The 8,285-nt window shown below is 64.2% G+C and carries 2 protein-coding genes; both read left to right on the top strand.

The window, feature by feature from the left end:
* The first annotated feature begins 221 nt into the window (after window positions 1–221).
* Window positions 222–7,595 (top strand): LamG-like jellyroll fold domain-containing protein, encoded by a 7,374-nt coding sequence (locus tag ABZ664_RS39155; RefSeq protein WP_362522303.1) that lies wholly within the window; start codon window positions 222–224, stop codon window positions 7,593–7,595.
* 391 nt (window positions 7,596–7,986) lie between these two features.
* A partial coding sequence (locus tag ABZ664_RS39150; protein ID WP_362522300.1) for a hypothetical protein occupies window positions 7,987–8,285 on the top strand: 299 nt, incomplete at its 3' end.

The raw sequence follows: 8,285 nt of genomic DNA, 5'->3' as shown, positions 1-8,285 counted from the left end.
AGGCCGCATCTACTCGACGGCTGTCTGACCACAACGGGGTTGGCCATCGAGCCATGGTGATCGCGGGGACGGACTCTACGAATTCAACTGGAGTAATTTTCGATCGTTTGCTTGTCCTGCACTCCGAACTGTCGCCTCCGGCCTGGCCAGAGCGCTGCGGCGGGCTGGGGTAACGCGAGGGCGTTCGTTCTCGCGGTGACGTGTTCGGAGGATGACGGCGTATGCGCCGAAATGTGTCATGGTCGTTTTCAGCGCGTGCTAAAACGTGGGCATCGGTGATCGTCGTTACGGCTGTAACCCCAGGGTTGCTGCTTTTCCAAGCGGTCCCGGTGGCCGCCGCGATGCAATCAGTTGCGCTCTTTCACGGCACCCCTGACACACCGGACCAGTTGACCGGGTCGGCTGCGGGCTTCCCCTCTCTGGTGGATAGCAAAGCGACCACCCAGATGTCGGCGGCGGTGGTCGACGGCCAGTGGCGTTCGGATATCGAACCTCCCGAAGGCGCGGTCCCCATCGAGGAGCGCTTCGTCGATCAGCGAGAGACCGGCACCCAAGCCGGGACGTTGTCGAAGACCTCGGCTGCCCCGGCGCAGTCGCAGGCTTCGCTGCTGGCCGATGAGCCGACGTTGCTGAACACTTTCCCGCGCAGTGGGATGTTGATGGATTCGTTAACTCCCACCTTGCGAGCGCAAGGGCGCAGCACGGTGGGCGGATCGGTGCGATACGCGTTCAAGATCTGTGACAAGGACACGATGACCGGCACGGGGTGCACCTCCTCAGGCACCCTGGCCGCCGGCGTCAACACCTGGAAGGTGCCGGCGGTCAAGCTGGCGTGGGGAAAGCAGTACTGGTGGACGGTCACCGTCACCGATACCTCCAACTCGATGTCGACCCTCTCGCCGGTGCACACCTTCGTCACCGGAGTGCGCCAGCCTGTAGTGACCTCGCAACTGGCCACCCCCGGCGTCGATGAGCAAGAGTTTCACCAGCAGAGCGGCAACTACACCACCACCGTCACCGACCTGTCGGTTCCCACCGCCGGGCCGCCGTTGTCGGTGACGCGCTCCTATAACAGCATGGACCCGCGTACCGATGGGATCTTCGGGGCGGGGTGGTCGACCCGCTGGGACATGAAGATCGTCAAGGAGGTGCGGGGCCCGGCTGTTTCAGCATTGGTGACCTACCCTGACGGCCGTCAGGTGCGGTTCATGGGCAGCGGGGCAGGGGCCTTTCAGCCACCGCCGGGGATGCACGCCACCTTGGCCGAGGAAAGCGGCGGCACCTGGCGGTTGATGGACAAGTCAGCCACCACATACGCCTTCGACGCTCAAGGCCGGTTGACCGAGGTCACCGACTCCCGGGGCCGCGGCCAGGAGTTGGCCTACGGTGCGGGTGGGAAACTGTCGACGGTGACGGCCACGGGCGGGCGATCGCTGACGTTCACCTGGACCGGCGCTCACGTCACCTCGGTTTCCAGCGACCCGGTGAACGGTGCACCGCTGACGTGGACCTACCACTACGACGGTGATCGACTGACCGGGGTGTGTGCGCCGGTGGCGGCCCCCAACTGCACCCACTACAGCTACGGCACCGGCTCCCAGTACCGCAGTGGCGTGTTGGACTCCGACCCGTACGCCTACTGGCGGCTGGGCGAGGCATCGGGGACGGTGGCGACCGACCAGGGCGCGGGCCAAGGTGACGCCACCTATCAGGGGGTTGGTTATGCCAAGCCCGGCGCGCTGGCCGGCAGCACCGACACCGCGGTGGAGTTCACCACCGGCTCGGCACTGAAGTTGCCCGCTAATACGGTGCCGCACCTGGGTGATCAGATCTCGGTGGAGGCATGGTTCAAGACCAGCCAGTCCGGGGTGTTGATGGCCGCTGGCACCCAGGAGACCTCCGGTATCCCGTGGGGACCGATGTTGTACGTCGGCACTGATGGCAAGCTGCGTGGCTCACTGGCCGCGGTCGCCGCGCCGATCACTTCGGCCGGTGTGGTCAACGACAACACCTGGCACCACGTGGTGCTGACCGTCTCGGGTCAGAACCAGACATTGTTCCTGGATGGCACGCCGGTTGGCACTTTGAGTGCGGCGGTGAGCGCCTGGCGGCAAAGCGCGACGGTGGGCAACGGGGTGGCTGACCCGGCCACCTCTCCGGCGGTGCCCACCCCGCGGGCGGCGTTCCCGTTCAAGGGGTTCATCGACGAGGTCGCGATCTATGACAAGCCGCTGACCGCGACTGAGGTGAGCGCCCACCACGCCGCCCGGGCCGAGGCGGCGCACAAGCTCACCGGCGTCATCCTGCCCTCGGGGCGGGTGTGGGCGGCCAACACCTATGACGCCGCGACCGATCGGCTCAAAACCCATGTCGACCGCGACGGCGGTACCTGGCAGATCGGCGCGCAGAGCTACGACCCGCAAAACGGCGCCGCCCGTATCACCGTGGTCGATCCGCGCAACGAGGAGTTGAAGTATCTCTACGACGCCTGGCGCGGGTATCGCATCATCGGTGAGACCGACCAGCTGGGGCACGCCTCTTGGTATGAGTACAACTTGTCCGGGTCACTGGCCAAACTGATCGACCGCAACGACATCGTCAACGACGTCTACTTCGACGAGCGCGACAATCTCATCGCCCGCAAATACTGCCGCGCCCCGGGGCAATGCGCGATCGAGACCTGGAAGTACTATCTCAACACCAGCGACGCCTTCGATCCGCGTAACGACCTGGTGACCGTGCACCGCGACGGACGTTCGGCCTCTGACACCGACACCACCTACGCCATCACTACCGAGTACACCACCTACGGTGAGGTGGCGAAGGTGACCAGCCCGGTCACCTCGGACTTCCCCACCGGCCGGTCGATGATCTCCACCTACACCGATGGCACCGAGCCCGCGATCGGCGGCGGCACCACCCCGGCCGGGCTGCTGGAACCAGCCAAGGACCTCAAGGACAACGAGACGACCTACCGCTACACCGCCTCCGGGCAGGTAGCCGAGCAGACCAGCCCATCGGGGCTGAAGACCACCTTCACCTACGACGCGGTAGGACGGTTGACCTCCCGCGCCGAGATCTCGGCGGCCCATCCCAACGGGGTCAACACGACCTTCACCTACGACGGCCTCGGCCGTCTACTCACTCGCACCGATCCCGGGGTGAAGAACGAGGTCACCAACCTCACCCACACCGCCAAGACCACGCTGACCTACGATGCTGACGGCAACAAGCTCACCACCACCGTAACCGACTTGACCGGCGGCGACGCGACGCGCACCACCACCTACACCTATGACACCAAGGGACGGGTGGAGACGGTCACCGACCCCGAAGGCGGGATAACCGCCTCCACTTGGGACGTCACCGGCGCTCAGACATCCCAGACCGACCCGGTGGGCACGGTCATCACCTTCGCCTACACCAAACGCGGAAAGCCAGCCTCTCGTACGTTGAAGAACTGGACCGGCAGCCCGGTCAGCCCACAGCCCGCCCAGGACGTGGTGTTGGAGTCCTTCTCCTACGACCCCGGCGGACGGCTGGCTGGTCACATCGACGCGATGGGCCGTAAGAAGGCCTACACCTACTGGATGGACAACCGACCGGCGACGACGAGCGGCGACGACGTCCGCCTCAACCACTCCGTTAGCCCAACCGACGTGGTGCTGCAAGAAAACGAATATGACCCGGCCGGTAACCTCGTCCGGCAGGTCAGTGGCGGCGGCAAGAGTACCGTCGAGTCCGTCTACGACGCTGCCAGCCGTCTCACCTCCACCACGTTCGACCCCGCCGCCCTCGGCCGCAAGGCCGCTTTCGAGTACGACAAGAACGACAACGTCACCAAGAAGACCTTCACCGCAGCTGGCACCCCCCGCGTCGAATCCACCTCATACCTCTACAACGCGCTGAACCAGGTGACCCGGCAGACCGTGGAGAACGGTGCCGAGGACCTGGTCACCACCAGCGTCTATGACGACCGCGGCCTGCTGACCGCGACCGTCGACCCGCGCGGCAACGCCTCCGGCGCCACGCCTGCGGACTTCACCGCCACGATGCGCTACGACCTCGCTGGCCAACTGGTGGAAGCCAAATCACCGCAGGTGACGATCGAGAAGAACGGCACCACCGCCACCACCGGGCGCCCCACCGTCAGGTACGGATACAACAGCGCGGGCCTGCAGAGCCACATCGTCGATGCCGAAGGGCGCACCACCACTTCTGTCTTCGACAAGGCCGGGCGCCTGACCTCGACCATCGGTGCGCCCTACACCCCGCCGGGCGGCAGCGCGATCACCCCTGAGGTGAGCTTCGGCTATGACGCGGCCGGGCGGCAGACCACGGTCACCGACCCGCGCGATCACGTCACCTCCACCGTCTATGACGCGCTGGGTCGCCCGGTCAAGGTCACCGAACCCGGCCCGTCTGGGCCCGGCGGCATCCGGGTGGCCGAATACGATCTGCTGGGCGAGCAGCTCGCGGTGATCGATCCCACCGGGGCGCGCGTCGAGGCCACCTACGACGATCTGGGCCGACAAGTCACCCAGACGCAGATTGAGCGCACCCCCGCCACCGTGGCGCACATCACCAAGTTGACCTACGACGCTGCGGGCAACCTCACCACAACCGTCGCGCCGGGGCCAGGCAACAAGACCACTACCTACACGGTCAACGCCGCCGGAGAGGTCACCGCCACCATCGCCCCGGCCACCCCCAGCAGCACTACCCTGGCCAGCCGCACCACCAGCTTCGGCTACGACCTGATGGGCCGCCAGACCAAGGTGACCGACGCCCTGGGCAACGCCACCGAGGCCACCTACGACCTGGCCGGCCGCAAGACCGCCGCCAAGGATCTCACCGGCGCCATTACGGTGCGCACCGTCGGCTTCGGCTATGACCCGGCCGGTAACCCGACCAGCACCACCTCCGGCGAGGGATATGTCACCCAGCGCACCTTCGACGCCACAGGACGACTGACCTCCCTGATCGAACCGGTCTCCGCGACCTCGTCGATCACCTCGACGTTCGGCTACGACGCCACCGGGGCACGCACCCGCACCACCGACGGCCGCAACAACGCCACCTGGACCACCTACAACGCCCTCGGTTTGGTCGAATCGGTCATCGAACCGTCCACCACCGCCCATCCCAACGCCGCTGATCGGACCTGGACCAGCGTCTACGACGCCTCCGGCAACGCCACCGCCACCCTGCAGCCGGGCGGGGTGCGCATCGATCGCACTTTCGACCAGCTGAACCGGGTGACCGCAGAGGTCGGCAGCGGAACTTCGATGGCTACGGTGAACCGCGCGGTCACCTACGACAGCGCGGGCCGCCTCACTGCAATCGGCGACTACACCCTCGAATACAACGACCGCAGCCTGCCGACCAAGGTGTCCAAGGCCACCAACCAGATCGCCGCCTACACCTACGACGCCACCGGTAACCTCACCCAGCGCGTCGACCCCGCAGGGACGGCAAACTACACCTGGGATGCCGCCGACCGGCTCAACACCGCCAGCGACCCGGTGACCGGGCGCACCTGGACCTACGGCTACGACAACGCCAACCGGCTCACCAGCAAAACCTCCGCCAACCCGGTCGGCACCCAGACCTACGGCTACGACACCATGGACCGGCTCACCTCCCAGGCGGTGAAGAACAGCTCTGGCACCGAACTGTCGAAGATCACTTACGGGTGGGATAAGGACGACAACCTCACCACTAAGACCACCACCGGCACCGCCGGCGCCGGGACCAACACCTATGCCCATGACCGCGCCGGACGGCTGACCTCCTGGACCGCCCCCGGCGGCGCCGTCACCGCCTATGAGTGGGACGCCTCCGGCAATCGCACCAAAGTCGGCACCGAGACCTTCGTCTACGACCAGCGCAACCGGCTCACCAGCGGAGCCGGAACCGACTACACCTACACCCCCCGCGGCACCACCGCCACCGAGACCAAGGCCGGCGTCACCCGTAATCTCACCTTCGACGTCTTTGACCGGCTCACCTCCGACGGGGATGCCACCTACGGCTACGACGCCCTGGACCGGATGACCTCCCGCACCGCCGGCGCCACCCAGCAGCGCTTCGTCTACTCCGGCCTGAGCAACGACCTCGTCACCACCACCGACAGCGTCGGCACCGTCCAAGCCAAATACGGCCGCGACCCGTTCGGCGGCCTGCTCAGTCTCCAAGAGGGCGCGAGCCCCGCCCTGGCCACGATGACTGACCTGCACGGCGATGTGGTGGGTACCTTCTCCGGCACCGCTCTGGTCGACTCGGTCGCCTACGACCCCTTCGGACAGGTCACCCACCGCTCGGGTACTCAGCGAGGCCTCGGCTACCAGGGCGAGTACACCGATCCTGACACCGGCAAGGTCAACATGCACGCCCGCTGGTACCAGCCCGGCACCGGTGCTTTTGCCTCCCGTGACACCGCCGCTCTCAACCCGGACCCGTCGGTCCAGGCCAATCGTTACACCTACGCCAACGCCTCCCCTCTCACCCACACCGACCCCAGCGGACACAATGCCATTCAGCTCAACACAGTGGGCTCTCAAAACGGCGCAAGTGGCGGCTCCGGCTGGCAGTCCTACGACACAAGTAGTTATTGGGACAAATACCTAGATCGAGATTCCTCAAGCTGGGACTTCAACCCGCCAGAGGTCGTCCCGGGGCAGCCGTACTACTCATGGCCTGATCAGCCATGCTGCCTTGTGGAGGCGGATTGGTGGTTCGACGAGGAAAGAGCGAAAGCGATAGGTATCACGGTGAAGGGAAGAACGGCCCCGAAAGGCTACTGGGACGCGAGCAAAGAGAAGCGGGACCTCTACGAGCTTTTCGCCGATTTCATAGATGACGAGAAGACTCTTAAAGAGCTGTGGAAAAAAATAAATTCATCCGATTACAAGAAGTATAACAATGGGTCATCCGGCGCAGGAGCGATGCCACGAAGCCAAGACCCCGGCAGCGGCGACAAGGGTCTAAAAGAGTTCGCAGCCTGCAAGGAGGTTCTTAAAGTTGAACAGTGCGCCGAGGCGAAAAGGATTAGCGACACGGCGGCCGACTATGTCAACGAGCGCATGAAGGACTACAAACTCACAGGTAAGTCCCCAGGCTGGGCCAGGAACGTACTGAGGCACTTCGTTACCATGACACTGATGTGCTATCACCTGGGATGCAAGGCGGCCGAAAAGGTCGCAGAAATTCATGAACGTTTTGCGTTTGAAGGCTACAAGCACCCCAGCGAATACAAAGGAGACACCAAAGAGGAAAAGGCGGCTCGCAAAGAAGCTCAAAAGAAATGGGATCAAATTACCAAAGATAGCGCCTTTGACGAAGTGGTGAACGCGCTTGCCGTCAAGTACTACGAGCAGAACAAAAACCGCTTCGAACCCCTGGTTAACAGCAAATGCGGCAAGTATCCCTCCATTGTTCCTGGCGGGCAAGCCGCCTGGGATAGATGCGAGGATCTTGCAGTCATGGGAACAGCGTTCACGGCAGGAGCGAATCGAATGTGCGAGAGAACTTTTTCCCTTGCAGGGCAGAAAAATCCCGTATTCGTGAACTGCCAAAATGTGATTCGCTACTAATGCATAGATAGCTCGCGCGGGACATCTCGCAATAAACTCGGAATAAATCAATTAGATAATTAATTTTCGCAACGCAAAGGGATTACGGTACGGGAGGTATCATGATCTGAAGAGCGGGCGTGACGATCCGCTTCCCTCGGCCGTATGTGGCCGGATACTCCGCATGATCGGCCCGAAGTGCGATTCAGGACAGAAAGAACGGTGAGCAGTGCCCAACACGGATCGGCTGGACACGGGTGATTTCGAGGCATCCGGCCATGGCACGACCGGGCCGCACGCGAGTGCTCCCCCTGCCGTTGTCCGGCCCGCACCCATCGACCTCACGCCGCAGGCTTCTACCGTCGTACAGGATATGACTCCCACCGGGAACAGGTTCTCGCTAGCTGCGGCTATGGCGCTGCAATCGGCGTCTCCCCGCCGACGCCCCGGGTTGATCGCCGCAGTAACGACCTGCGCGGCGATCTTCGCGCTCATGGCAGCCTCCTGGCCTCCCGCGAAAATCCCGTCAGCGGACAACGACACCAAACCGGCGGTAACAGCAGAACCATTGGGTCGCCATAGTGACGCTGTCTATGCGGTCGCGGTCGGACAGGTGAACGGCCGACCCATCGCCGTCACCGGCGGCGCGGACGCCACGGTGCGGGTGTGGGACCTAACCACCCGCAAACCCCTCGGCCAACCAATGACCGG

The sequence above is a fragment of the Streptosporangium sp. NPDC006930 genome (genome assembly GCF_040635605.1).
Classification (GTDB): Bacteria; Actinomycetota; Actinomycetes; order Streptosporangiales; family Streptosporangiaceae; genus Streptosporangium.
The sequence above is the reverse complement of the archived record's forward strand: the minus strand, read 5'-3'. Positions and strand labels throughout refer to the sequence as shown.